This is a genomic window from Sorangium sp. So ce385, assembly GCF_051474135.1.
Lineage (GTDB): Bacteria > Myxococcota_A > Polyangia > Polyangiales > Polyangiaceae > Sorangium > Sorangium cellulosum_D.
The window spans coordinates 12,305,861-12,331,343 of sequence record NZ_CP150337.1 but is presented as its reverse complement, the minus strand read 5'-3'; the positions used below and the strand labels follow the sequence as shown (position 1 = coordinate 12,331,343).

Below are 25,483 nucleotides of genomic sequence, written 5' to 3'. Positions count from 1 at the left end.
CTCGCTTCCCCGCTGTCTCCAGCGTTATCGTGCGGGCCTCCGGATCGCCGAGGCCCCATGAGACCCCTGGTCGCCCTCGCCTATTACCCGCTCTGGGCCGTGGCCGTGACCGTCGGCGTCACCGCGCTGCGCCTCGGGCGCAACGTGGGCCGCGGCCTCGTCGCCCTCTGCTTCTTCCTCGCCTTCTGGGTCACGGGCCTCATCCTGCTCGAGACCGACGGCACGGTCGCCCTCGCCGAGCGCGTCCTCCCGAGCGGCATCATCGTCGCCGCGGGCCTCGCCCACGCCTACGCCGACGTCGCCGGCGCCTCGCGCCGCCCCGTCGCCGTGGCCTACGCCGTCAGCGCCGCGGTGGCGCTGCTCGGGGCCGTCTCCCCGCGCCTGCTCTACGGCCCCGCCGCCCGCTCGCCGGGCCCGCTGTTCCTCCCGCTCGCCGCCGTCATGGGCGCCGCCGCGATCGCGCTCGAGGTCCAGATCGGGCGCGCGGCGCTCGCGGCCCAGGGCCTCCTGCGGCGGCGCATCGCCGCGCTCTTCTTCGGCAGCGTGCTCGCGACGCTCGGCGGCGGCTTCCTCGTGGTGCTTCGCGTGCACGGGCTCGGGGACGTGCTCCTCGGCGCGCCGGTCCTGCTCCTCGCCATCCTGCTCGTGGCCTACGCCGCGCTCATCGGCGAGCTCGGGCGCTCGCGCCGCGTCTTCGCGCAGGGGCTCGCCTACGCCGGCCTCACGGCGCTCGTCTCGTCGCTCGGGCTCATGGTCTTCTTCAAGGTCCTGCCCGCGCTCGCGCCCGGCGGCGGCGCGTCGCTCCCCTGGCTCGTCTTCGTGATCTTCCTCGTCGCGCTCCCGTCCGATCCGCTGCGCATGCTCGTCGTGGAGCACCTCGGGCGCCGGCTGTTCGAGCGGCCCATCGGCGTCCGCGACCTCGCCGACGAGATCGAGCGCGTCGAGGTGCGCGCCGACCAGGCCGAGCGGCTCGCCGAGCTCGGGCGCCTCGCCAGCGCGGTGGCGCACGAGATCCGCAATCCGCTCGGGGTCATCGCCGCGCAGACGAAGCTGCTCGAGCGCCAGGGCGCGAGGCCCGAGACCGTGGCCTCGCTGCGCGGCCAGGTCGACCGGGCGAGGCGGTTCCTCGACGACCTGCTCCGCTACAGCCGCCCGCGGCCGCTCGAGGTGAGCGAGGTCGACGCGCTCTCCACGCTGCGCCTCGCGGCGAGCCACGTCCGGCAGATCGTCGGCGAGGGCGCGCCGCCCATCGAGATCGCGCCCGAGGCGGGCGGACCGATCTTCGTGGAGGCCGACCGCGGCGCCTTCCTCGACGTCGCGACGGCGCTGCTGCAGAACGCGGCCATCGCGCTCGACGGCGTCGCCGAGGGGCGGATCCGGGCGGTGGTCGCGCGCGAGGGCGGCTCGGTGTTCGTGCGCGTGGAGGACAACGGCCCCGGGGTGCCGGCCGAGATCGAGGGGAGGCTGTTCCAGCCGTTCGTGACGGGGCGGGGGCGCGACGCGAAGCACCCGGGCACGGGGCTCGGCCTGGCCGTGGCGGCGCGCTGGCTGGAGCGGCACGGGGGCGCGCTGCGCTACGAGCGCGCCCCCGGAGGCGGCGCGCGCTTCGAGGCGCGGTGGCCCGCGAGGGCGGCGGAGGCGGCGGTCTGATCCCTCGCGCCCGCCGGGGAAGGCGTGCGTTCGTCTCGTGGATCCGCCGTGATCGCTACCTCGGCCCGTAGGCCGTGATCCGCAGCGGCCCCTCGTCGCTCAGCAGCGCGTGCAGCCTGGGATCGCGGAGCACGTCCGCCACGGCCATGTCCTTGCCGTCGACGACCATCGTGGCCTTCACGAGCCGGATCCCGTGGCTGTAATCGGCGTAGGTCTCGTCGTGGGCCGTGGACAGGGGCTGGATCGGCGCGCCGTTCGGCGAATGCCAGCCGTAGATGGCCACCCGCCTGGGTCGCCAGAGCAGGCGGTTCGTGATCACCACGTCCTTCTTGTGCCCGGCCACGAGCGATCCGATCGCGCGGCCTGCGCGCTGGGCCTCGACGAGATCATCGTGCCGCTTGAAGTAGGGCGTCGACGTCATCTCCGGGTGGGGCGGGAGCGACCGCGGCACGAGGCGCAGCGCGGCTTGCGCGTGGATTCGATCGACGAGCTTCGTCGTCGGCAGGACGCAGCCGAGGGCGTCCGCGAGCCGCTGCGCGGCCAGCGGCGCCATGGGGACGCGGAAGAAGTCCTCGTTCGTCCCCACGCACAGGTAGTCCGGCTGCACGTACACGACGCCCGTGTGCGACACGCCCTGCGCGTCGACCGCGGAGAGATGGACGGGTTGCCACGATTGTAGAAAATCCGGCGTCGATCCGGAGGTGATCGCTTCGTGGATCGCGTCCTCCCGGGGCTGCCCCGCGAGCGAGCGGATCCGGTCGTAGAACGCCGATCCCGCGAGGATCCGGGGACCGGCGGTGTCGGCGTCCGCGGGCGCCGCGAGCGGGCGCGCGCCCGGGACCGGGAGCGAGATCGGGGGGGCCACCTCCATGAGGCGCGCGATCTCGAAATGCATCCCGTCGAGCCTGCCCGAGAAGTGCCCTCCCCAGAAGAACCCGAGCTCGTTGGCGATCTGGACGAGCTCGCGCACGCAGCCGGGCTTGCCCACGCGCGCCGGCTCCACGCCATAACCGTTCTGATCTGCGTTGATGTCGAACGCCGACCCGAACGCGTGCTGGCTCAGGGTCCTGTCGCTGCCGCGGACGAAGCGCGGGTTATAGCAGCCATCCCACGTGAGCACGCGGTCGAGCAGGCCCGCGCGCTCCCAGGCCGCGAACAGGGCGCAGATCTGGTCCGCGGCGAGGCGGTGGCAGGTCACCCGCCCCTTCGGGGCCGCGCGCTTCTTGCCGACGAGCTGCGGCACCTCGATCGTGACGATGTTGTCCTGCGCCCACGAGCCGAGCACGCGGATGCGCTCGCGCTCCTGCGGGTGGGGATCGGGCGCGTAGTCGAATTTGCCGAACAGCGCCTGCCGCGCCGCGAGGCCGATCGTGGGCAGATCGTCGGGGCGGGGAGGCCAGTTCGGGCCTCTCTCTTCCTGGTCCTCGGGATCGTGGAGCGAGCCGAAGCCGAGCTGGAGCGCGCGGGCGAGGGTATGGCGGCCGACCTTGCCGTCCGCATCGAGGTGATGGGCGGTCTGGAAGGCCTGCGTGGCGGTCAGCGTGCCAGCGCCGAAGATGCCGTCCGCGAGGCCGGGATCGAGCCGTTGCCCGATGAGGAACAACTGCCATTCGGCGACGTCGTCGCCGCGCAAGCCTCGTTGCAGCACGCGGGTGATCATTCGATGTCTCCAATCGTCGAGGGCCGTACGGCCTCCTGCTACGCGGGACGACGGAAGCAGCAGCCGCGGGAGGCGCGCTTTCACGCGCCGTGCCAGGGCGACGAAACCTGAAGTCTGAAGAGAGCCGGCGCGGCGAGGCCCGAGGTGGCGCTGGAGGCGCAACCTTTGCGCTCGGAGAATGCACCGACTGCGCCGGCTTCCCGGTTCGATGGGCGCGGAGGACAGCGGCCGGGGGGTGCCGGCCGAGATCGAGGGGGTGCTGTTCCGTCAGTGCGCGCCGTTGGCCCGCGTGAACGGCACGGTCACACCGTTGAGGATCCGCGTCGTCTCGCAGACCCGGCGCCACGGCTCGTGGTACGAGAACACGGCGCCCGTGCCCGCGGGATCCGGCACGGTGAGCTCGGTGCCCGGGGCGGGCAGGCCGACGGGCCCGCCGGCGGGGATGGGCGGTGAGGAGAGGAACGGCGAGAGGCCGGACTGCGCGCCCGGCGGGCGCGGGTCGATGTGCGTGAACGGCGTCGCCAGCTCGGTCGGGCTATGGCAGCCGTTGCACGTGGCGAGCGCGAAATGGTGGCGCTCGATGGGCTGGAGCGGCGTCGTCGCGGTGTGATCCCAGAACGGCCCCGGCGCGGGCGGGGGCGGGGGCGAGGTCGATTCGCCGCCGAGCAGCGGGACCGGGACCGGCGTCTGGGTGAAGTCGATCAGGTTCGGCGAGCCGGTCCAGAGCGCGTTGGCGTCGAGGTAGCCGTCGAGCGCGGCCGACGCGTTCAGGCTGTCGTCCGGCGTCTGCTTGGTCGTGTCCGGCAGGAGCAGCATGGCGTTCGGCCCGAGGCCGACCTGCTGGAGCGTGCTCTCGCGGAGCTTCCAGTCGGGCCCGAAGATGATCTCGTTGGTGCGCACCTGGGCGATGGCGCTGCCGAAATTGGGGGCGCTGGGCTCTGCCCCCGGCGAGGTGATGTCGGTGAGCAGCGACTCGAGGTAAGCGAGGTACGCGGGCGAGCCGATCGGCCCGAGGGACGGGTCGCTCAGCTTGTGAAAGGCGTTGGCCCAGTCGAAGGTCGTGGCAGGAGCCCCGCCGCGCTGCGACGGGAGGCCGTACTCGAGGATGACCGTGGCCGGGAGCGGGCCGCCGCTCGGCAGATCGACGATGCCGAAGACGAAGCGCACCTCGCCGGCGCTCGGCGGGCCGCCGTAGAGCGGGGAGGGGTCCTGCAGATCGGCGCGGTTGAGGATCGCGAGGAGGCGGAAGGGCGCCTGCGTGATGTCGAGCGGACAGGCGCCCGGGCCGACGATGGGCGCCCCCGGGGCGCAGCCGCTGGCGATGAGCCACGGGTCGATGAGCGTGGGCCGGATGCCCGGCCGCGCCGGCACGGGGAAGCCGTTGACGACGTTCGGCACCTCCCACGCGTGCAGCCACTCGGCCACGAACTCGTGGACGGGCGTCGCGCCGGCCATCTGGCGCATGAGCATGCCGAAGGTCCACGCGGCCGGGGTGCCGCCGGAGGGACAGGAGCCCGACCACGTGGTGCGGCAGACGTCGTCGACGACGGCGACATCGCGGATGAGCAGCTCGCGGTCGAAGTCGACGGGCAGCGGGAGCGGCGGCCAGAGCGTCGGATTCAAGTAATCGCAATCGGTGACGAGCGACTGCGCCGCCTCGCCGAGCGGGCCGTCATCCCCGGACCCCGAGGTCCCGGTGTCGTGGGTGCAAGCCCCGATCGCGAGGCTGGCCAGTGCGCACAGGTACGATGTTCTTTGCATGGATAAGGAGGCACCTTTCTCGCGTGGCGCGGCTCCATGCCCGCTGGAGCACGCGGCACGAACGCCCTGGCTGGAACGCCGGGCGTGGGCGCCTGTTCTAAATAAGGAATATCTGTATGTAAAGTGGTTCGCATCACGTGATCATGGAGTCTCTGTGACGATCCCGGCGCGTAGGGGTGTGTTGGCGTGTGAAAGTGTATGGTTGTTGTGCGGCGAACGCCTTGATGTGTGGGTGTGGGCGCGCGCGATTCAGGCCCTGACGGACCCCGATCCCACGCGGGCGCGGGGCTCGGCCTGGCCGTCGCGGCGCGCTGGCTGGAGCGGCAACGGGGGCGCGCTTCGCTGCGAGCGCGCCCCGGGAGGCGGCGCGCGCTTCGGCGTCCTTGGCGAGATTGAGGAGGCGCAGCCGGTCGGGCGGGCCGGCGGGGTCGACGGCCCGCTGCGCCTCGCGGTCGGGCGCGTGGCGTCAGACCACGACGTCGAGGGTCAACGTGTCCAGCGTGAACCCGTCGTCGCCGCGGTCACCTCGAGCTGGGCGGTCGTGGCTCCCACCCTCGAGGGCGCGAAGGGCCATGCTCCCTCCGCGGCCTGCGGGCCGCCGGCGCCTCATTGCTCGCGGAACGTGGCGTCGGCCTGCTGGGCGCTGCCGGACACCGTGCCGACGATCATCAGAAAGCCGGAGTGCCGCATGTACTGCCCGGGAGCGCTGTAGGACTCGAAGGACGACCAGCCGCTGTTCGCCAGGCCGGGGCGGCGATGCCAGGTGGCGTCGCCCCGGAAGCCGGACGACCCGTCGTTCGTGTCCAGCCAGACCTCGCCGCCGCGATGCCGGAGGAAGCGGCCGGGGAAGTTCACCGACTCGAACGAGACGGCGCTCGAGCTGGCGAGCCCAGGCACCACGCGGAACTGCGCGTCCTGGATCGGCGACACCGCCTCATCGATCCGGGCGCGGAAGCCCTGGTGGCGCAGGTACCGGCTCTGGAAGTTGTAGGATTGGAGCTGGCGGATGGTGCCGACCGGCGTCGTGGTCGAGCCGGCCGCGTAGTTGCGGATGACGCCGAGATCCCAGGGGAGCTGCTGGTAAGGGGGACCCGACAGGTTGAGGTTCCCCTGGATGAGGAAGTCGACGCGGTTGATGTCGTTGATCTCGAGCTTCTGGTTGACGCCGGCGCGGATGAGCTCGCCGTGGGAGACGCTCGTGGTCCACCGATCTGCGCTATACACGAGATTGCCGCGCCAGGCCCATTTCTCGGAGATCTGCCGCCACGGCCCGCCGGCGCTCGTCGACGTCCACAGCTCGTAATACCGGTTGTCCTTGAGGTCTTCGACGATGAGGTAGTACTGGCCGTCGGCGAGCGACTTGTAGACGTGCGCGCCTTCGAACGTATCGGTGATGGCCACCGAAGGTGATCCCCAGCCGCCCGGGAAGCTCCCCCGCGCCGTCTTGCGCACGTAGAGCCTGCGCGAGCCGTCGTCAGGGGTGTTGTACAGGTAGCAGCTGGCATCGTCGCAGATCACGTAGTAATCCCAGCCCATGTTGCCGGAGGCGCCCAGGGATTTCGGGCCGGACCACGAATTGGGGTCGGCGATGTTCGAGGTCGTGGCATAGGCCGCGCCGTGTTTCCCATCCTGGTAGACCAGGTACCACAGGTTGTGCGGCTCGAAGTAGAACACCTGCGGTGCGCAGAAATAGCTCTCGCCGATCTTGCTCAAATAGATGTGCGGAGCGGTCCGGAAGCCCTCCATCGTCGTCGCGGACGAATACAGCATCTGCCATCCGCCGCTGGCGTTGGCGCCGGTGTAGAACATGTGATATTTGCCGCCCGAATACACGATCGTCGGATCTTTGACGGCGTAGTGGTCGTAGGGCTCCGCCTTGGCTTTGTACAAGATCGGCGCGTCCACATACCAGGTCGGGTTGGCGATGGCGGCGGCGCCCTCGAGCGAGCCGGCCTCCTCGCTATCGCTCTCAATTTCCTCCGGGCCGACGACACACGACACGGCGATGGCGCCGGTCGCGGCGGCGAGCAAGGCGTGTCTGGATACGAACCTCATGTCGTTCTCCTCGTCCTTCCAAGGTTGCGCTGCGTGAGTCTGTCGATGGCTCGACGCTGCGACGGCGAGCGAAGAGAGCGCAGAGGCATCGGTCGTCGATGCGCTCTGCGCCCTCTGTCGCGTCGTCAGCTCGATGTATCGACGCGCTGCGGGTGCAGCGGTCGCTCCCTACGAACCGTCAGCGGCCGAGGAAGTTCATGAGCCAGCTCATGGCCGGCCGCATGGTGCCGTTCGAATGCTGGAGGCCGGTGTTGTCCCTCCAGGTGGCGCCGACGATGTAACCCCAGAGGGTGATGCCGGGGACGGCGGGGTGGTTCCAGAACATCTTGAACTGCTCCTCCATCACCTGCTTCTGCCGGTTGTCGTCCGCGATGCCGATGTCGTACTCGGTGATGTACACGGGCTTGCCGAGCGAGGCGAGCTTGTCGATGTACCCCTTCACGGTGTTCGTGTTGATCTTGTAAGCGTCGTGGGCCTGCGCGCCGAGGGCGTCGACCGGGGCGCCCGCGTTGATCACCGCCCGCGCGATCCGCATGAAGTTCTGGTGATCGTTCTCGTACTCGATGTTGTTGTAATCATTGAGGATCAGGACCGCGTTCGGGCAGTACTCGCGCGCCCACTTGAAGGAGTTGACGATCCAGTCCCAGCCGCTGGCGCCTGCGCCGCCGATGCCGTTGATGTAGGAAGGCGTCGTGTGGGGCGGCGGCTCGTTGACGACGTCGATGTACTTCGTGTCCGGGTAGCGCGCGCAGAACGACCGCATCCAGTCCTTCACGGCCGCCTGCTGCTCCGACCCGGAGAGGCTCGCCATCCAGCTCGGCTGCTGGGCCCCCCACACGAACACGTGCTGCTTGAAGATGACGTTGTTCGCCTTCGCGTAGTTGTAGATCCGGTCGAGCGCTGCCCAGTTCTTGTTCCCGCGCGTCCGCTCGACGGCGTCCCACTTGCCCTCGTTCTCGGGCGTGATCTGGTTCCAGTACCTCGAGAAGCCGTCGCGCACGGCACCGCTGGTCGTGATGTTGCCCACGAACTTCGCCCCGGTGGCGCCGCCGCCACCGCCGCCCGCGCCGCCACCGCCGCCGGAGCCGCCGGAGCCGCCGGAGCCGCCCGCGCCCGAGCTGCTGGAGCTGCTGGAGCTGCTGCTCGAGGCACCCCCGCCGCCGCCGGTCCGGAGCGAGAACTTCTGGTTGTTGCCGTTCGCCCAGCCCCACTGCTGGAGGGCTGCGCCGTCCGCGCTGCCGGCAACGTCCAGGGACTTGCCGCTGTGGCGCGCCGTGAGACGCACGCCGCCGTTGACGTCCGTGAACGACCACTGCTGGTTTTGTCCGTTCCAGCAGGAGTATTGCTGGACGCGGGCGCCGTCGCTGGTGGAGGCGCCCGCGACGTCGAGGCAGCGGTTGCTGGCCACGTTGCGGATGCGGTAGTAGCCGCCGTCTGCCGACTCCACGCGGAACTGTTGCCGCGTCGAGCCGTTGCAGGTGGCGATCTGCAAGGCCGCTCCGTCAGCGGTGCTGCCTCCTGCCACCTCGACGCACTTTCCGCTCTGCACGCCGGCGATCGTGTAGACCGCGCCGGTGTCGATCGTGATGGCGCCGTCGAGCGACCCCCCCTCCTCGGTCTCGGCGTCGTACGCCTCCTCGGGGTCGACGACGCACGACACGGCGAGGATACCCGTCGCCGCCGCAAGCAAGGCCTGCATCGTTCCAAATCTCATCTTGTTCTCCTCTTCCTGTTAAGTAAGTGAAACTAGAATCTTCCCACCGTTCGACGCTGCCCTCGCGTGGGTCGGGGTCGCTCGGCGCGCGCTGAAGGCCCCCGAGGGGCCGCCGCGCTGGCCGTTGCCGCTGCGCTGGCCATTGCCGCTGCGGATGAACCTCGCACGAGATGCGCGCGGAGCGGATAAGTTCGTTCGATGCGCGTCAGGCAGCGCGTCGAGGCTATTTCTTGCTCCGGACTGGCATGCTCGTCAAGACGATTGTGCGTCGCGAGCGGGGATGAGCCTCACGAAGGTGCGATATGCACAGATGCGGAGTCACGATGGTGGTTTGATCCCGACATGGGTCGAGTCATTGACGGGCGCGATCGCCAGGCGCGCCAGGCGCGAGGATAGCGCCGGAAATCGCCCGCGATCAGCGGTCCACCGGCCGCGCTCGGCACGAGAGCGCGCTCGAAGAGCTGGAGTGAGATGGACGAGGAGACGCGCACCTGGCGGGGCCGCACAAGGCTCCTCCTGGCGTGAGGCGACTCGAGCTGATCGAAGCAGCGCGGACAGACGAGCGCTGCACAGCGGCCCTGTCGTGGGAGCCTGCGCTCTCTCAGTGGTATCACCGTCTCGGCCGATGCACGCTGCCCTGGCTCCCCAGGGTCACCAACGCCTGCCAGCGGCCGAGGGGAGCTATGGTACGGAGGGTCGTACCAGAGTGAAAATCTTGTGCTTCATCGTAATCACCTTCGCGAGGTGGTGAGGGCCGACAGACCGGCCGGCATGGCACGACGACCCTCGATCGCTTCCAGGCGGGCTCGGGCCGCGCGGCGCGCAGGCCGAGGCTCCGCAATCGGTCGAGCGGGTGCCGGGGGAGCTGGTGCGCGCGCGGGTCGCGGAGCGACCTTTCGCCCGGCGCGGGTAGGGCGCGACCGCCGCCCCCGCGAGCGCGCCATCGCACGCGCCCGCGGCGACCGAGCGAACGGAGCCGGCGCCGAGATCGATCCCGGTGACGAAGATAGCGGTGCGCATGACAACCCCCACGCAGGGCAAAGCTGAAGGATGAGGTGATTGTGAGCGCTAACATGTCGGATGTCAATCCAGATCCGCCCGCCGGCGGCGTCACGCCGGCGGCGTGGCGCGCGCGTAGCTCTCGCGGAGGGGCCCCACCAGCGCGCGCACCCGGGGCGCGCTGCGGTGGGCCGTCCGGCGAATGGCGTGAGCGGCGACGGCGTCCGTGCGCCATTCGGGGAGCACGACGCGGAGCGCCCGCCGGCGGACGGGCTCCGCGACGAGCCAGCCCGGCCAGAGCGCCACGCCGGCGCCGCCAGCGGCCAGCGCGAGCATGGCGTGCAGCGCGTCGCTGTGGAAGCTCACGTCGACGCGGACGCGCGCCGCGCGCTCCTCGGCCACGAGGGCTCACGTGTCGCCGGCGCCGTCGACCGCATGCGCCAGGGCGTCGTGCTTCGCGAGCGCCTCCGGCGTGCGCGGCTCGCCCTTGCGCGCGAGGCAGGCGGGCGAGGCCACGGCGACGCGGCGGAACGTCATCGGCTCGTGGGCGACCACCTCGGTGGTAGCGGGAGGCGGGGCGCCCGCCCGGATCGCGACGTCGCAACGTCAACTGCACGATGCGGGAGCGGCTGGCATGGAGTCCGCGGCAGGGGGCTCGCGCGCGCGACCTGCTGGGATGGGTCGCCGTGGGCCCCGCAAACCACGAGGTCTACATGCTCGCGCTGGGGGCGTCGCTGGCCCCCGCAGCGCTGGAGGTCAGCGACATCGTCATGGGTGGCTCGGGGAAGGTGTGTCCTACGAAGCACAACACCCGCTTCGCCTCGCCAGCGCGCGTGTTCACCACGAGGCGCTCGGATTGATCCGGAAAATTGAAATTGGCCGGATCGATCGGTTCGGAGAAACTCTGGTAGTAGAAGTAGTCGGCCAACGCGAGGCTGGTGCCCTCATTGACGCCCGATTGCGATTGCATGAACGTGATGGGGCGGCTCTGCGTCCCGCTCTCGTTCTGCGGTGCGTACCACGTCCACAGGTACGTCGAATCTGGGTAATGCGGTGGAGAGGGCGGGAACAGCACGGCGAAGACGGTCACGACCGTCTTCGGACAGAGCACCTGGTTGTTGGTGATTGTGGCATGAATCGTCCCCTGTACGTTGCGCGTCGAGACCCAGTCCGGCGGTTGCTGCGGGAAGTCGAATCCACCGCGCGGGCCCGTATAGCTCGGGGCCTGACCATCACGATGGTATTCGATGAGAAGACTGGTGCGGCTGTTGCGAGGAGGCTTGACACCGTAGGGGACGCGTCCCGTCAGGAGCGCCTGCACCGCGGACACGTTGCCCTGGTTGTAGTCGTAGCACATCATAGTGCTCTGCGCGCGGTCCGAGTAGACCGAATACTCGCCATCCGGCTTCCAGACATACAGTACCCTCGTTGGCAAGGGATTGTATGTCTTGTTGACTGGCGTCATGAACGCCGTCATGCCGAAGTTTCCGTTCCAGGCGAAGTTATCGTAGCCGTTCGGATTGCCGATAGCGAAGCCGTCGATCGAAGGCGATGTCCACCCGTGCGCTTTCAACTCCGCGACGGTTCGCGGATGGTCCGCGTCAGGAGCCGCGCTGAAGGTGGCGAAGTAACTGAACGAATACATCTGGAGAACGGCCAGCTGCATCGGGTCGCCCACGTTCGGCCCCTGTCTCGGACCAACACCGAACATCATCCGCACGGGCGCGCCGGTAGCGGAGTCGAACCACACCCACGTGGCAGCCGGAGTATCAGCGTTCGGCACCGGGGCCCTCCACCAGTCGGCGGTCTGGGCGTTCATCCAGTTCAGCGGTGACGAGCCGGAGCACACCGCGTTCGCGATCTCGCTACCGAACCAGTTGCTCGGCAGAGACCAACCCATGTCCACGGGGGCCCACGTGCCGCCGGTGAGGAGCAAAGTTTCGTTCGGCGTGATGATGTACCACCAGGTCTTGCCGGAGCTGCAGCCGGTAATCTGCGCGGAGAAGTAGGTGTCCTCGAGATACAGGAGCCTGGCGACGCAAAGCTCGAAGAATGGTGTGCTTGGGTTCGGATCGTTCGATTGCGGCGGGCTGAATGGGTGAAGCAGGACCGTTGCCGTCCACGCTGCGGGCATGACCGGCGGCTTGGTGCTGGTGACAGGCTTGAGCTCGGGCCATGCGGAGTGCGGGACCGGATCGACGGTATCGGCTGGACGGGTCATTCTTTTGTCCTTTCTGAGAGCGTGAGAGGGCGAGGGGCCATCAAGATATTAAACCTCGTCCGGTGCGATTCGAAGCAGCCGCCTCGCAACCGTCTGGCGATGACCACGGTTGGATTGCGATGATGCATGCCCCATGCCGAGCTTCGGGAGCGGCAACTCAGGTGCCTCGCCCGCCCATCATGGCCGCGGCGTCGCATGCCTTGCGCCCGAAGCGCAGATCCCGCCGCTCGCAGATCCACCCGGCCAAGCGCGTCCGAGGGCACGGTCGCCGTGGAAGAGCCACTCGGTGGGGCCTCCCCGAAAAGTTCTTGCCGGCAAGCGCTTGCTGGCTCGACGCCGGCAACTTCTTGCCGGCAACTTCTTGCCGGCTCCGCGCGGGCAACCCCCTCTTGCCGTCAAGCCCGTGTCGTCCGGACGGACGGCGCCGCGCCTGGTGGGAATGCCCAGCCTGCTCGCCTGGCCGGGCTTGGCCCTCGGGAGCAGAGCAACGGATCGTCGAATGGGAGGCGCTCGCAGCCGACCAGCGGCTCGCTCTTACGGCGCGCGGTGCGTGGTCAGCCGAGTGAATCGCCCTCGTCGTCCTGCGGAAGGCGCGACACGAGCTCCTCGGAGAAGCCGAATCGCTCGATGAGCAACGCGTCTCTCTCTTCAAGAACTGGCGTGACCGATACCTGATTGTGTGGATCGGTGACGATCAGCTTCCCCCGCCCGATCGTGATGATCCCGCCGTCGGGTAGGTTCTTTCGCGCATACAGGACCTTGTTGAATAGGCTCACCTGTCGCGTCGATGCGTAACGCGCGAGCAGGAAATCATGGTCGATCTCCTCGAGCTCAAGCTGGCACTCCAGCTCATCTCGACTGTGCCCCGGCTTGAAGAAGAGCCTCCAGGCGTCGCCGAGCGGTTCGGCGCGGATCCCGTAGACTGGGTCTCTCGTCGCTGACGATTCGCGTTTGATGAGCGGCAACGCCTGCTCGGAGAGCATCGACGTATCGAGGAGATACGAACCGCCTTCGATCGTCGCGATGACGGTCCCGTGATTCGGAAAGTTCTGATCGGGCGTCCCCAGCACCGAGCCCGAGGCGAGGCGCACCGAGAAGCCTAGGGCCTTCGTCAGCGCGTAGAATGCGCTGCTCGTCGACCAGCACGTCCCGCCTGTGCCGTGCTCGAGGTAGCTCTCGAAGAAGCTCCTGGGCTTGCCGCCCGGCAGCGGCCCTTGATGCGTCGTCTGGAAATACAGGCGTTTTTGCGCGTTGTCGAAGGGTACGTGCTTGCACCACGCCTTGTAGAGAACATTCAAGCCTTGAAGCGACAGCGGTGGTCGCGCCTTCAGCCCGAAGCGCTCAAGCACGGTGTCTACGAGCTCCATGTCGATGGCATCGCTCATGCTCATTCTCTCGGCTCACTGGCTAGCATACAGATTGATTCTCGTTGGTTCATTCCCATGACGGGCGCCTCCAGACCCAAGACCTCAAGGAGGAGCTGGCGGGAGGTTCCTCGTCGAGCTCGCAGGATGGCCCGGGCTCCTCATCCCGTCATCTACGTGGTGACAGCACAAGGCTGCTCACGATCGGACCTCATCCATCCGTCTGGCTCCCGGATACGCCGCGGCTTGATCCCCGAGCCACATCCGCGCGAGCGCGAGCGTACGGACGTTGTCCGCCACGTTCTTGATGAACGTCTCGCGCCGGCTGAGGTCCTCGATCCGCTCCGCAGTTGCGACGAGCCGCTCGCGTGCTTCGGTGATCGTGACGCGCGCGGCTGCATGATCGCCGGTCGCCTCGAGCGCCTCCGCATAGGCGAGGTGGATCATCGCCTCGCCCTCCTCGAGCTTTCCGAGCGACGCGAGCAGCTCCCTCGCTTCACGTGCTTCGGCGAGCGCCTCGGCGGCCTGTCCCCGCGTGAGCAGCACTTCGGCTAGCGCCGCTTTGGCCATGGCGCGCGGCGGCATGGCCCCCGCGAGCACCGCCACCGCGCGCCGAGCCTGCGCCTCGGCCTCCGCGGGCTCACCCGCGTGCCTGAGGACCCGGGCCAGGTAGACGCGCGTGTTTCCCTCGAGCCTCGTGTCTCCCTGCACGACGAACGCGGAGAGGGCCTGCTCCAGCGCCTTCAGCGCCTCCTCGCGGGCGCCCATACCCTCGAGCGACATGCCGAGGCATTGCCGCACCTGCGCCACGACGTGGTCGAGCGCCATCCGCTCCGCCTCTGCCAGCGAGGTGCGGAGGAGCGCGGTCGCCTCGGCATATGCCCCGAGCAGGCACTCCGTGTAACCGAGGCTGATCCTGGCGAGGCAGACATATCGGAGATCGTGCGCTTGCTCGAAGCGGCGGAGCGCCGCCATGACCAGGATGCGGCTCTGATCGATGTTGCCGACGATCCGCTCACGCACGGAGCGCACGCGCAGGACCTGCGCGCTGACCGCCGGATCCGTTGAGAAGCGTGCTGCGACCACGTCGATCCAGCCATAGAGCTCCTCGGCGCGGTCGTAAAGGCCGGCCAGGAACAGGCGATACGCGGTGCATACGGTCGCCACGACCGCCGGGCCTGTCGCCTCCGCCTCCGGCCATGCAGACACGAGCAGAGCGGCGAGCGCATCGAGGCGCTCGTGCTGTCCGAGGCGGCCGACCGCCAGCGCCGCCCCGCCGACGGCGGCGTACCAGGACGAGCTGCCCGTCGGTAAACCCTGCAACGCCTCCCACCCCCACCGGGCAGCCTCGGCGAGCTCCCCACGCCAGCGGAGCGCCTCAGCCCGGAGCAGGGCGAGCTCCCCACGCGCCGCGCCGTGCTTGCCCAGCGACATGGCGCGCTCGGTCCAGGAGAGTACCGCCGCAAAATCATTGGCCGCGAGCGCTTGGGCCGCTGCCCGCTCGTAGTTTCGGGCGGCGCGCGCGAGATCGCCGCCGCGCTCGAAGTGCTCGGCGATCACCGCTGCGGAGGGCTCGGAGACGCGTTCGAGCCACGCGCCCGCGAGCAGATGCCCGAGCGTACGATCCTCATCCGTGAGCATCCCATACGCGGCTTCTCGCACCAGCCCATGCCGGAAGTGCAACGCTCTCTCGCCCTGGAACGTCGACCCCGAGCTCGCGTGGATCCACTCCAGCTGCTCGAGCTGCTCAATGTGCCCATCCAGCGTCGGAACACCGTCACTGCCGCCGAGCAGCGCCTCCACGGCGCCGCGCCAGAATGTCTGGCCGAATACGCTCGCGGCCCGGAGCACGCGTCGCATCTCGAGGCTCAGCGTTTCGAGCCGGCTCTGAAGCATTGACAGCACCGTCTCGGGCAGCGTCTCGCGCTGCCCCCCCGCGAACGCTCGGATGAGCTCCTCTAAGTGGAAGGCGTTGCCGTCGGCGTGGGTGACTAGGCGCTCCACGTCCTCGTCGGTAGCGCCCTCGCCGAGCACCAGCCGCACCATCCGCTTGCTCGCTTTGGGGCTCAGCTCACGGAGATGAATCGTTTGCAGGTTCCGTTCGGCCCAGCGCCCGGGCAAACGCTCGTGCACCTCCGGGCGTGCCAGGGCGAGCACCATCCAGGGCTTATCCTTGAGCCGCCGCAGCGCCTCGTCGACAAACCGTACCGTCGCCACGTCGCCCCAGTGCAAGTCCTCCAGCACGAGGAGCACCGGCGCGGCCGCGCAGTGACTGCCAAGAAAATCCACCCAGGCCCGGCGCATCTGATCGCCCATGAGCTGCGCATCTTTGCGCGCGGCGCTGAGAGCGACGCTCTCCTCTTCAGGAAACGGCGTGCCCACGATCTCACCGATGAACTCGGCGACGCGCCGAGCCTCCGCGGGGTCAACATGCTGGGTTACGCTTGCAAGGAGCCTGTCTCGCCGCGCCTCGATCGGCTCATCATTTTTGAGGCCGAGCGCGCCGACGAGCGCCTGGCCGAGCAGCCCGAGCGCCGCCCCGAAGCGCAACGGATCACCCCGACCGATCCATATGGTGGTCGGATCGTCGCGCTGCTGCACTCGGCACAAGAACTCGTGGGCCAGGCGCGTCTTGCCCATCCCCGCCGGCGCGGTCACCAGCACCGCGCCTGCCTTGGGCTCCTCTACGCACTCGAGGAGGAGCGCCATCAGCGTTCCGAGTTCGGTATCTCGGCCGACGAATGGAGGCGTTTTGCCGAGCACCCTCCGCGCCTCCGCGCCGACCGGCTGCTCGCCGCAGAGCCACAGGCCGTCGTCGGTCTTGGCCACTTCGAAGCGAGCGTCGAGCAGCCCCGCGGTCACTCTGTCGATCGCGATGGGCATCGCGCGCCCCTCCGCCGCTGCGGAACGGGGGACGTGCTTCAAATCCTCCAGCATCTGCGCTGCCCTGTCGATCAGCGCGCTCGTGGGCGTCCTCTCGATCACCTCTGAGCGGCCGGTCGCGATGGCCATCTGCCGGTCGGGGAACTCCGCGCGTAGGGCGAGCGCGCTGCGCGCTGCGCGCGCCGCCTGATCCGTGGCGACGCCGGTACCGAGGATGGTGACCATGATCGAGCCATCCGCCAGGAACTCTATCTGCCCCCCGCGCTCCTCCACGGTCTCCAGCATGTGCCGCGGGATCGTCGCGGTCCGTGTGCTGGAATCCGCCGTGGCGACCTCCGCGGGCGACGGGGCCATCACCAGCACCGACAACACGCGCCGCTCCCTCTGCGTGAGGACTGCTGGATAGGCGCGGGTTGGATGCGAGTTCGCCGCGCCGGGCGGCGCCTGGAGGGCTGCTGGCGTCGTGAGTTGCGCGAGCGCCGCTGCGACCTGTGCCCCGTCCCGTGGCCGTTCCTCCGGCAGCTTGGCGAGCATGGCGGCGCAGAGCGCCTGGAGAGCTGCTGGCGCCTCGGGGCGGCTCTCGGAGAGTTGAGGCACCTTGTCGAACAGGATCTTGCCGAGGATAGCTACGAAATTTGCTCCAGCGAAGGCCGGCTTGCCGCTCAGGCACTCGTAGAGGACGCAGCCGAGGGCGAACACATCGGCGCGCGCGTCGAGCGGCCCATCGCAACGGGCTTGCTCCGGCGCCATATAGCCGGGCGTGCCGACGAGCTTCCCCGTCTGGGTCATCCGCGCCCCTTCCATGAGCCAGGCGATCCCGAAATCAAGCAGCTTCACCTGCCCGACGTCCTGCTTTACCAGATACAGGTTGCTGGGCTTGAGATCACGATGAACGATCCCGCGCGCATGCACGACCGAGAGCGCCTCGGCGGCGCGCGCGACGAGCGTCACCGCCTCATCCACCGAGAGCGGCGCGCGCTGCAGCCGCTCGGCGAGATCCTCGCCGGAGAGCCACTCCATCGCCAGGTAGGGCTCGCCCGACGCTGCCGTCCCGTGGTCCACGTAGCGGACGATGCTGGGATGTGAGAGCTCCGCGAGCACCTCGGCTTCTCGCATAAAGCGCTTGATACCGGATGTGGGACTGGCACGAAGTACCTTGACTGCAACGCTCTCCCCTGTCGCCCTATCGAATCCGCAATAAACCTCCCCCATGCCCCCCGAACCGACCAGACGATCGAGCGTGAACCGGCCGGCGAGCACCTCTCCCTGGCGCATACTGCGTAGACCTCCCCAGAAATCTGAATATTATGAGGAGCATAGGCGCGTGCGCCTGGAAAAATCAACACGCCCGAGAGGGAGATTGGTCCAGCGTGAGATTTCGTTTACAGCGCAATTCGACGGCGCGACTCCGCGACGGGTTCGGAGCAGCTCAGGCCGAAGATGGCGAGCCAACGGCCGCGTTCGGTGCGCTGGGCTCGCGGGCGGGCTGCGCGAGCCTACGCTCAGGGTTGGCCATGCTCCCGGAACGGGAGATCCCGCGCGCGGTCCTTCCTCACGTGGATGCCCGAGCGCTCCCGGCGCGCGCCGAACACCGCCGCGTACAGCCGCGAAGCGCCCCGGCTCGGGGCGACGACCAGCGCCGGCAGCTCACGGAGACCGCCGCGGCCGCCCGATATCGTGCGACGCTCCTGAAGGAGGCTCTGCTCATATGATCCCTGAAACCGTCGACATCCTCGATCCGGACCTCTACCTCGCGGGCGCGCCGCACGACCGCTTCACGATCCTCCGCCGGGAGGCGCCCGTCTACTGGCACCCCGAGCCGGCGGGCCGGGGGTTCTGGGCGATCACGCGGCACGACGACGTCGCCCGCATCTCGCGCGACCCGGCCGCGTTCTGCTCGGGGCGCGGCCTCTTCATCGAGGACTTCGCGCCGGGGGACATGCGCGACAACCCCGATGTCATGATCGGGATGGACCCGCCCAGGCACGCCCGCTTCCGGGCGCTGGTCATGAAGGGGTTCACGCCCCGTGTCATCCAGCGCCTCGAGGCGCACGTGCGAGAGCTCGTGACGCGGCTCATCGACGAGGCCCGCGCGCGCGGCGGGTGCGACTTCGCCAGCGACGTCGCGGGCAGGCTGCCGCTGACCGTGATCCTCGAGATGCTCGGCGTCCCCCGCGAGGACCAGGAGCAGATGCTCGACTGGACGATGCGGTTCTTCGGGGTCAGCGACCCGGATTATCGCATCACGCAGGAGGAGCTGAACACGGTGCTCCACAACATGAACGCCTACGCCCATGCGCTCGCGGAGGAGCGGCGGAGGTCGCCCAAGGACGACATGCTGAGCCTGCTCATGGCCGCCGAGGTGGACGGCGAGAAGCTCTCCTACAGGGAGTTCGGCGGCTTCTTCAACCTGCTGCTGACCGCCGGCCACGACACCACGAAGAACCTCATCACGAACGGGATGCTCGCCCTCATCGAGCACCCCGACCAGCGCCGGCGCCTGCTCGAGGACCCGTCGCTCCTCCCGACCGCCATCGAGGAGATGCTGCGCTTCTCGCCGCCGGTCTATTATTTCCGGCGCTCGGCGGTGCGGGACACCGAGGTTCGCGGGCAGCGGATCGCGGCCGGGGACAAGGTGGTCCTGTGGTACGTCTCGGCCAACCGCGACGAGGCGGTCTTCCGGGATCCGCACACGTTCGATGTCGGCCGGACGCCCAACGAGCACCTCTCCTTCGGCGTCGGCCCCCACGTGTGCCTGGGCCTCGCGCTCGCGCGCCTGGAGGCGCGGGTCGCCTTCGAGGAGCTCCTGCGCAGGCTCCCCGATCTGGAGCTCGCCGGGCCGGTCGTGCGGCTCCGCTCGAACTGGGTGAGCGGCGTGAAATCGATGCCCGTCCGCTGCGCGCGCCCTGCCGGGTAGCGCGCGGCGCGCCGGCCGCTCATGACCCGTTCTTCTCGCTGAAGCGGTACACGACCGTCCCGAAGGCGTGCACGATCCCGGAGGCGCCGCCGGCGACGGTGACGTCGGTCCAGCAGATCCGCGCGTCGCGCGCGCGCACGACGGCGCGCGCGACGAGCTCGTCTCCGGGCAACGCCCCGAGGAGCTGTGCGCTCAGGGCGATGGTCGCGCCCGAAGCCCCCGGCGACGGCGGGACGGCCGTCCATGGGCAGGTGGCGCCTGCGGCGTCGATGAGCGTCAGGACGGCCCCTTCGTGCATGGCGCCGCCGCCGTCGAGGTTCGCCGCGGCGGGGGCCATCGCCATCTCGATCGCCCCGCGGCGCATGCCCAGGAGGCGCAGCTGCCGTCGCGACAGGAAGGGGCTGCCGGCCATCGCCGCGCGGATCGCCCCCGCGACGCCGCTCGCCGCCTCGTCCGCGGGCGCGACGAAGCCTCGCCCTCCCTCGGGGGGATCGGAGAGGGGAGGGGAGCCCGCCGGTGCGCTGCCCGGCTCGGCCTCGCTCACGGTCGACGAGGCGTGCGCGACCGCATGTCCGTCCGCGTCCCTGATCAGCGCCTCGAAGAAGCCCAGCTCGCGCACGCGGCGCACGGCGCGCGTCTCGACCGTCACCGCCTTGCGCGCCGCGCGCACGTAGCCCACGTGCATCGAGACGGTGCGGAGCGGCGGCGTGACCGCGCGGGCGGGCTCGCGCGCGATGGCGTGCGCGGCGATCGGCACGAGCGACGCGAGCGCGCCGCCGTGGACCAGCCCGAACATGGTATTTCGCTCGTCGAAGGGCAGGACAAGGCGCGATTGCGCGTCGTCGGCGGCCTCGATCTTCACCCCGAGGTCGGCCGGGTAGGAGCCGTCCTCGAACCGCGTCCCGGTGTTCTCGGTCATGCCGCAGTCTCCAGGGATCGGCCGGAGTCGTCCAGCCTCACGCGCCTTCGCGGCGCCCTCCGGCCGCGCGCCGCCGCGGGCAGCGCTGCTCGGTGAAGCAGGGGAGAGCGCCGCGCGCGGCGCCCCCGACAGGCCTGGATCGGCACCCGGGCGACGCGGTACGGTCACCCGTGACCGAGACTGTCCTGCTCATCGACGACGACCCGGGGTTCCGCGACGCCTACCGCGAGCTGCTCGCGCTGGAGGGGTACACGGTCGCGGAGGCCGGGGCCGCCCCGAAGGCGCTCGCGGAGCTCCGCCGCACGAGCGCGCGCCTCGTCGTGCTCGACCTGATGCTGCCGCCGTCGGGCCGCCCCGAGGAGGGCGCCGCGCTCGCCGACAAGATCCTCGCCGAGCGGCCCGCGGCCAAGGTCATCGTGGTCTCCGGCGCCGGCGAGACGCCGCTCGCCTTGCGCCTCGTCGAGCGCGGCGCGTACGATTTCCTGGCCAAGCCCGTCGATCCGGACGTGCTGCTCGCCGTGGTCGCGCGCGCGGCGGCGCGCCTCGCGCTGGAGGACCGGGTGACGGAGCTCGAGCGCTCGCTCACGGCCCGCGAGGGCGACGCCTCGGCGCTGCTCGGGCAGTCGCCGGCCTTCCTCGAGGCGAAGACGCTCTGCGAGCGCGCGGCGCCGACCGACGTGCCGGTGCTCATCACGGGCGAGTCGGGGACGGGCAAGGAGGTGTTCGCCCGTTACCTGCACGCGAGGAGCCGGCGGAAGGACAAGCCGTTCATCGCGGTCAACTGCGGTGCGCTCGCGCCGACGCTCCTGGAGTCGACGCTGTTCGGCCACAAGAAAGGCGCCTTCACGAGCGCGATCAAGGACGCTCCTGGCCTGTTCGTCGAGGTCGACGGGGGGACGCTCTTCCTCGACGAGATCGGCGACATGGATCCGGCGCTGCAGGTGAAGCTCTTGCGGGTGCTCGAGACGGGCGAGATCCTGCCCGTCGGCGCGGCGCGCCCGCTGACGGTGGACGTGCGCATCGTGTCGGCCACCCACCGGTCGCTGGAGTCGATGGTCGCGAACAAGACGTTCCGCGACGACCTCTACTGGCGCGTGCGCGGGATCGAGATCGGCTTGCCGCGCCTGGCCGACCGCGTGGGCGATCTGCCGTTGCTCGCGCAGCATTTCCTGAACCTGTCGCGGGCGCTCGTGCCGCGCTCGCCCGCGACCGCGATCTCGCCCGGCGCGATGCGGCGGCTCGAGGCCTGCGACTGGCCCGGCAACCTGCGCGAGCTCCGGCACGAGATGCAGCGCGCGCTCGTGATGGCCGGGGGCAGGGGAGAGATCCTCGAGGAGGACCTCTCGCCGGCGCGGCGAGGCGGCGCGCCCGCGGCGTCCGCGGGCGATGAGCCGGCCGAGGGGGCGACGCTGGAAGAGAAGATCGCCGCGCTGGAGCGACGGGAGATCGCCGCCGCGCTGCGGGCGACCCAGGGGAACAAGAGCCAGGCGGCGGCGCGGCTCGGGCTGTCGCGCCAGGGGCTGCTCAACAAGATGGATCGCCACGGGCTGAAGTGAGCTCGATCGCTCATGCAGTGATGAAGGAAAAGTTTGCTCGAATAAAAACAACCTCGGATCTGCAGGCGACCGAAGAAACATGAGCCGCGCCGAGCGCAGGCCGGCACTGAAGGACCGAGAGCGCGGCTCGCCATGACCTATCGCCGATCCGTGCGATGCCGGCCGCTCTGCACGCGCGATGTCGGTGGCTCGCGCCTCACGGGGGGCGAGCGCTGCAGATGAGCAACTTCAGGAGGACTCTCATGATGCTTAGCAGGATGGTGCTTGTGGGGTGCCTGTCGCTGGTCGGTTCCGCCCTCGCCGCGTGCGCGAACAGCGACGCGGATCGGCTCGGCGAGGGGAACGGCAACGTGGTCGTGAGCCCGCCGACGTCCGAGGGCGACGGCTGTACGCTCACCCAGGGCTACTGGAAGAACCACGAGGAGAGCTGGCCAGTGTCGTCGCTCACCATCGGCGGCGAGACGTACTCCCAGGAGGAGCTGCTCGAGCTCTTCCGGACGCCCCCGAAGGGCGACGCGAGCCTGATCCTGGGCCACCAGCTCATCGCCGCGCTGCTCAACGTGGAGAGCGGCGCGAGCGACGCCGCCCTCGACGGGGCGCTCGCGGACGCCGACGCGTGGATGGCCGCCAACAAGGACACCGACGATGGCCGGCTCCCGTACGGCGTGAAGGGCGGCGGCGCGGCCGACGCGGCCGTCTCGCTCTCCGGCACGCTCGCGGACTTCAACGAGGGGGGCATCGGCCCCGGTCACTGCGACGACGGCCCTGGCAGCGGCTCCGGCAGCACGGGCGGCGGCGACGACTGCGGCTGCGGCGGCGACCCCGGCGACGGCTCGGGCAGCACCGGCACGGGCAGCAGCGACGGCGGCGAGGGCGGCGGCTGCTCCCACGGCGGCGAGGGCGGCAGCGCCGGCGGCGAAGGCGGCAGCGACGGCGGCGAAGGCGGCAGCAGCGGCGACCCCGGCGGCGGCGAGGGCGGGTCCGCGTCGGAAGGCCCGGTGTGCTCGGATCCCTGCAGCGACGGCTGCGCCGACGGCTACGTCTGCATCCTCGGCTGCTGCGCGTTCGTTCCCAACTGAACCGCCTTCCACCAGGCGCCAGAGAAACACCCCCCAAGCAGCTCCCGCACGAGCGGTGGATCGAGGACGGTCGCGCGCCAGTCCATCTTTTGGATTGACGCCGCCAATGTGAACGCTCACATTGACGTCCGGGTATTCTTCCGCTTTGCCCTGGATAGGCGGTCATGCGCACCGAGCCTTTCCACGGGCGTCGGTCCGTATCGCACGCTCCGCCTTTCTTCCTGGAAGATTACATCTGCATGCGCTTGGACGACCGCGGGCGCTGGGTCGCATCGTCGAGCGTGATGCAGGTGGGTGCTGCCAATCGCCGAAGCTCATCGCGGGATCGCCACGAGGCGAGTGCCGAAGGACGATTCGCGCGATCACGATGGGGTCCAGACCATGCTGAAACTGGGTGCTCGTTCCACTCTCCCTGCCGTCGCCTTTGTATTGCTCGCATGCTCGTCCGAGACAGGCTCTCCCGGTGCGGGAGGTGGCGGCGCCGGGCAGGCCGCGGGCGGCACCGGCGGGGCCGGCGCTTCTACGACCAGCGCGGAAACCACCTCGACAGGGGTCACGAGCGCTGGCGGCGGCTCCGCCAGCAGCGCCAGCAGCGGGTCGACCGGGGGCGAATCGTCGGCGGGGGGCGGCGGGATGGGCGCCGGGGGCGCCGAGCCGACCACGGCCAAGCCGAGCCCAGGCTGCGGCAAGTCGGGGAGGCCCGCGAACGGAACCGTGAAGGTCGACAACGATCACATCTACACGTTCCCGGACAGCTACGACGGCAGCACCCCTCTCCCGCTCTTGGTGGGCTTCCACGCCTGCGGCAACCCGATCGACCAGTTCATCAATCTCACGCGGGGGTCCGCCTTCGAGACCGAGTACGTGCGCGCCGTGGGGAGGTCGTCGGACGGGGGGGGATGCTGGAATTACAACAACGACATCGCCAAGGTCCTTCGCATTTACGACGACCTCATGGACAACTACTGCATCGACATGGACCGTGTGTTCGCCACCGGCCACAGCTCCGGTGCCCAGATGATCGTGCAGATCTTGGCGCACAGGTCCGACGCCGAGCACCTGAATTTCAAGGCGGTCGCGCCCGTCGCGGCCTCCGATTACGGCGCGCTGCAGGTGCCCATGCCCGTGATGTACATCCAGGGCCAGAACGACACCGTCCGCGGGGGGGACGGGGCGAGCACGGTCGCCAGGTTCCGCGCCGCCAACATGTGCCAGATGAGCTCGACGCCCTATTCCGAGGTCATGGGCTGCCAGAGCAGCGGCAAGGCGGTGAACCCCGGCTGCATTTCCTACAGCGGCTGTTCGGCGCCGACGATCTGGTGCTCGCACGACGACCCCGCGTACAGCAACACGAGCCACGGCGTGCCGTGCTTCGCCATCCAGGCGATGTACGACTTCTTCACGGGCATGCCGTAACGCCTTCTCCCCGGGCGGTCAGCTCGCGCGGAGCACGTCCTCCGCAGCGCGACGGGGGCCGCACACGCCCGCTCGCACCGCATAGCCCAGCCGGAACGCCATCGTGGGTTGCCAGCCGCGGAGGCGCAGCGCCTCCGTGAACGAGCGCTCCATGGCCGGCGCTCGTCCGAGCTGGCGCTCGCGGTCGATGACCTCCGGCACCTGGCTCAGCGGCTGCATCGCGATCCCGCGCGCGGTCGCCCAGAGCTGCATTCGTTGCCACAGGCGTCCCGCGCGGAGCGTTGCGCCGAGATCGTAGCGATCGCGGGTCGCGATGACGCCGATGATGGAGTCGCCCGCGAGGTGGACATCGCGCGTGACGCGGAGCCAGTCCTCGTGCATCCGCTCCGGAGACGGCCTGGGCAGCAGCTTGCCGGCGGCCGTGAGCAGCGGGCCGAGCCCCATCACGTCGAAGGTCAGCCCGTCCCGGTGGGTCCGCACGGCCTCGGGCGTGAGCCGGAACCACGCGTCGCTGTCCTCGATCATCGACGCGTCGCGCGCGATGATCTCGGTGGCTCGCAGCGTGTGGGCTGCGAAGAGCTCGCGCTGATCCCGGCGCTCGAGCCAGACGATCTCCTGCGACGCTCGATCCTCGTTCAGGCGCGACAGCTCCTCGAGCGCCGCGGCGGGCACGCGCTGCGCGCGGTAGGGGCCGCGGTTCGTGTGCCGCTCCGCGATGGCCCGCGCGAGCGGCGACGCCGCCCCACCCGGCTCGAGCCGGACGGTGGCCACCCGGGTCGGCGGCGGCGCCGCGCGCCTTGCGCCACGGGCTGGCTCGGCGTCGAAGAGCGGCAATCGTCCGGCGCCGAGCTCCACACGAGCCGTCCAGCCCATCGAGCCCGCCGCGAGCGAGAGGTTCTCGATCGCGCAGCCGAGCCCGATGTGCATCTCGCGCCCGAACGGGTCCATGTCGCCGAGCCATCGAGACGGATCCGAGAACACGTCGATCCGGTCGTCGTGGAGCTCGAACAGCCACGGCTGGGTGTTGTGCGGGCTCGCCGCGAGCACCGCTGCGCGCGCGAGCTCGATCACGCCTCCGCCGCCCTCCCCGCGGAACGCGGTCCACGGCGCGAACGGCGCTCCCCGCCGGTCATCGAGCACGCCCCGGCCGGCCGCGTACCAGCCCATGCCGCCGGCGACGGCGAGCGTCGCGACGCCTCCCAGGAGGCGCCGCCGGGAGATCCTGGGCTCCGTGTCCATTCTTCGCTTCATGATCCGCTCCATCCCTCGAAAGACGTCCGGCCGAGCTC

General features: G+C 69.8%; 14 protein-coding genes and 1 pseudogene. 5 read left to right on the top strand and 10 right to left on the bottom strand.

Translation table 11 applies throughout. The features are described from left to right. Positions 1 to 57: 57 nt before the first annotated feature. The gene (locus tag WME83_RS45105) at positions 58 to 1,650 is read left to right on the top strand and encodes a sensor histidine kinase (protein ID WP_437315895.1); all 1,593 of its coding nucleotides are present in this window, start codon (positions 58 to 60) and stop codon (positions 1,648 to 1,650) included. Between the two features lie 55 nt (positions 1,651 to 1,705). Here WME83_RS45105 and WME83_RS45100 read toward each other — a convergent pair whose 3' ends face one another. The 8 genes and pseudogenes from WME83_RS45100 to WME83_RS45065 form a co-directional block, all read right to left on the bottom strand. Next, the gene (locus tag WME83_RS45100) at positions 1,706 to 3,310 is read right to left on the bottom strand and encodes a M15 family metallopeptidase (protein WP_437315894.1); all 1,605 of its coding nucleotides are present in this window, start codon (positions 3,308 to 3,310) and stop codon (positions 1,706 to 1,708) included. Between the two features lie 267 nt (positions 3,311 to 3,577). After that, positions 3,578 to 5,071 carry a hypothetical protein gene (locus WME83_RS45095; RefSeq protein WP_437315893.1) on the bottom strand — a complete coding sequence of 498 codons (1,494 nt, stop codon included), beginning with the start codon at positions 5,069 to 5,071 and terminating at the stop codon, positions 3,578 to 3,580. A 606-nt stretch (positions 5,072 to 5,677) separates the two neighbouring features. After that, positions 5,678 to 7,126, bottom strand: coding sequence for a non-reducing end alpha-L-arabinofuranosidase family hydrolase (locus WME83_RS45090; RefSeq protein WP_437315892.1), 1,449 nt, complete (start codon positions 7,124 to 7,126; stop codon positions 5,678 to 5,680). Positions 7,127 to 7,304: 178 nt separating this feature from the next. Then, positions 7,305 to 8,840: an RICIN domain-containing protein gene (locus tag WME83_RS45085; RefSeq protein ID WP_437315891.1), complete on the bottom strand. Its 1,536-nt coding sequence runs from the start codon at positions 8,838 to 8,840 to the stop codon at positions 7,305 to 7,307. A 1,110-nt stretch (positions 8,841 to 9,950) separates the two neighbouring features. After that, positions 9,951 to 10,430 (bottom strand): annotated as a pseudogene (locus tag WME83_RS45080) (LysR substrate-binding domain-containing protein). 118 nt (positions 10,431 to 10,548) lie between these two features. Next, positions 10,549 to 12,060, bottom strand: a complete 1,512-nt coding sequence (locus WME83_RS45075) for a hypothetical protein (protein ID WP_437315890.1) — start codon at positions 12,058 to 12,060, stop codon at positions 10,549 to 10,551. Positions 12,061 to 12,614: 554 nt separating this feature from the next. After that, complete coding sequence (locus WME83_RS45070) at positions 12,615 to 13,445, bottom strand: arylamine N-acetyltransferase (protein ID WP_437315889.1); 831 nt, start codon at positions 13,443 to 13,445, stop codon at positions 12,615 to 12,617. A gap of 177 nt (positions 13,446 to 13,622) precedes the next feature. Continuing rightward, positions 13,623 to 17,582: a protein kinase domain-containing protein gene (locus WME83_RS45065; protein ID WP_437315888.1), complete on the bottom strand. Its 3,960-nt coding sequence runs from the start codon at positions 17,580 to 17,582 to the stop codon at positions 13,623 to 13,625. 433 nt (positions 17,583 to 18,015) lie between these two features. Between WME83_RS45065 and WME83_RS45060 the strand changes: the two genes are divergently transcribed. Beyond that, the gene (locus tag WME83_RS45060; protein WP_437315887.1) at positions 18,016 to 19,224 is read left to right on the top strand and encodes a cytochrome P450; all 1,209 of its coding nucleotides are present in this window, start codon (positions 18,016 to 18,018) and stop codon (positions 19,222 to 19,224) included. 19 nt (positions 19,225 to 19,243) lie between these two features. Here the strand turns inward: WME83_RS45060 and WME83_RS45055 are convergent, their stop codons facing one another. Further along, on the bottom strand, positions 19,244 to 20,143 hold the full coding sequence (locus WME83_RS45055) for a PaaI family thioesterase (protein WP_437315886.1): 900 nt from the start codon (positions 20,141 to 20,143) through the stop codon (positions 19,244 to 19,246). 170 nt (positions 20,144 to 20,313) lie between these two features. Between WME83_RS45055 and WME83_RS45050 the strand changes: the two genes are divergently transcribed. The 3 genes from WME83_RS45050 (at position 20,314) to WME83_RS45040 (ending at position 24,194) form a co-directional block, all read left to right on the top strand. Then, on the top strand, positions 20,314 to 21,699 hold the full coding sequence (locus tag WME83_RS45050; protein WP_437315885.1) for a sigma-54-dependent transcriptional regulator: 1,386 nt from the start codon (positions 20,314 to 20,316) through the stop codon (positions 21,697 to 21,699). 242 nt (positions 21,700 to 21,941) lie between these two features. Further along, positions 21,942 to 22,778, top strand: a complete 837-nt coding sequence (locus WME83_RS45045; RefSeq protein WP_437315884.1) for a hypothetical protein — start codon at positions 21,942 to 21,944, stop codon at positions 22,776 to 22,778. Positions 22,779 to 23,411: 633 nt separating this feature from the next. Beyond that, entirely contained in the window at positions 23,412 to 24,194 is a 783-nt protein-coding gene (locus WME83_RS45040; RefSeq protein WP_437315883.1) for an alpha/beta hydrolase family esterase, read from the top strand. 18 nt (positions 24,195 to 24,212) lie between these two features. Here WME83_RS45040 and WME83_RS45035 read toward each other — a convergent pair whose 3' ends face one another. After that, positions 24,213 to 25,445, bottom strand: a complete 1,233-nt coding sequence (locus WME83_RS45035; RefSeq protein WP_437315882.1) for an Acg family FMN-binding oxidoreductase — start codon at positions 25,443 to 25,445, stop codon at positions 24,213 to 24,215. Between the last annotated feature and the right edge of the window lie 38 nt (positions 25,446 to 25,483).

Coding starts and splice junctions, on each gene's coding strand:
- WME83_RS45065 (WP_437315888.1), bottom strand. CDS start 17,582: ATGCGCCAGGGAGAGGTGCTCGCCGGCCGGTTCACGCTCGATCGTCTG.
- WME83_RS45085 (WP_437315891.1), bottom strand. CDS start 8,840: ATGAGATTTGGAACGATGCAGGCCTTGCTTGCGGCGGCGACGGGTATC.
- WME83_RS45075 (WP_437315890.1), bottom strand. CDS start 12,060: ATGACCCGTCCAGCCGATACCGTCGATCCGGTCCCGCACTCCGCATGG.
- WME83_RS45060 (WP_437315887.1), top strand. CDS start 18,016: ATGATCCCTGAAACCGTCGACATCCTCGATCCGGACCTCTACCTCGCG.
- WME83_RS45055 (WP_437315886.1), bottom strand. CDS start 20,143: ATGACCGAGAACACCGGGACGCGGTTCGAGGACGGCTCCTACCCGGCC.
- WME83_RS45100 (WP_437315894.1), bottom strand. CDS start 3,310: ATGATCACCCGCGTGCTGCAACGAGGCTTGCGCGGCGACGACGTCGCC.
- WME83_RS45090 (WP_437315892.1), bottom strand. CDS start 7,126: ATGAGGTTCGTATCCAGACACGCCTTGCTCGCCGCCGCGACCGGCGCC.
- WME83_RS45045 (WP_437315884.1), top strand. CDS start 21,942: ATGATGCTTAGCAGGATGGTGCTTGTGGGGTGCCTGTCGCTGGTCGGT.
- WME83_RS45040 (WP_437315883.1), top strand. CDS start 23,412: ATGGGCGCCGGGGGCGCCGAGCCGACCACGGCCAAGCCGAGCCCAGGC.
- WME83_RS45070 (WP_437315889.1), bottom strand. CDS start 13,445: ATGAGCGATGCCATCGACATGGAGCTCGTAGACACCGTGCTTGAGCGC.
- WME83_RS45095 (WP_437315893.1), bottom strand. CDS start 5,071: ATGCAAAGAACATCGTACCTGTGCGCACTGGCCAGCCTCGCGATCGGG.
- WME83_RS45105 (WP_437315895.1), top strand. CDS start 58: ATGAGACCCCTGGTCGCCCTCGCCTATTACCCGCTCTGGGCCGTGGCC.
- WME83_RS45035 (WP_437315882.1), bottom strand. CDS start 25,445: ATGAAGCGAAGAATGGACACGGAGCCCAGGATCTCCCGGCGGCGCCTC.